Source organism: Mesorhizobium sp. M2E.F.Ca.ET.209.01.1.1, assembly GCF_004010375.2.
In the GTDB taxonomy this organism is placed as follows: Bacteria; Pseudomonadota; Alphaproteobacteria; order Rhizobiales; family Rhizobiaceae; genus Mesorhizobium.
Genome location: NZ_SADP02000490.1, coordinates 1 through 358, shown reverse-complemented (window position 1 = coordinate 358; position 358 = coordinate 1). Strand labels below are relative to the sequence as shown.

The 358-nt window shown below is 70.4% G+C and carries 1 pseudogene; it reads right to left on the bottom strand.

Features of this window, described 5'->3' with window-relative positions:
- Positions 1 to 358: pseudogene (locus tag EN852_RS36615) on the bottom strand (c-type cytochrome biogenesis protein CcmI); the annotation flags it as partial.

Here is a 358-nt window from a genome sequence, read left to right as displayed (position 1 = left end):
CTGTCGCCGTCGAGGCGGATGGCATTGCGGTAGGCGGTCACCGCGTCAGGGAAGCGCTGCAGGCGCAGATAGATCGGCGCCAGCACGTCCCAACCCTTGCCGTCGGATGGATTGGCGGCGAGATGTGCCTCGGCGCGGGCGACCAACTCGTCGACCGAGGAGTCGGCGGGATTCTTGGCGAGGCGTTCGGCCAGCGGCTGCGAGGGCAATTCGGGAGAGCCGAGCACGCCGTACAACCCCCAACTCAGCAGCGGGACGGCAAGCACCGCCACGCTGGCGAGCAATCGGGCGCCGCGCGAAGGTGCGGAGGCTGCCACGTCCGACTGGGCAGCCGCGCCAAGGCGCAGGATGCGGCGAC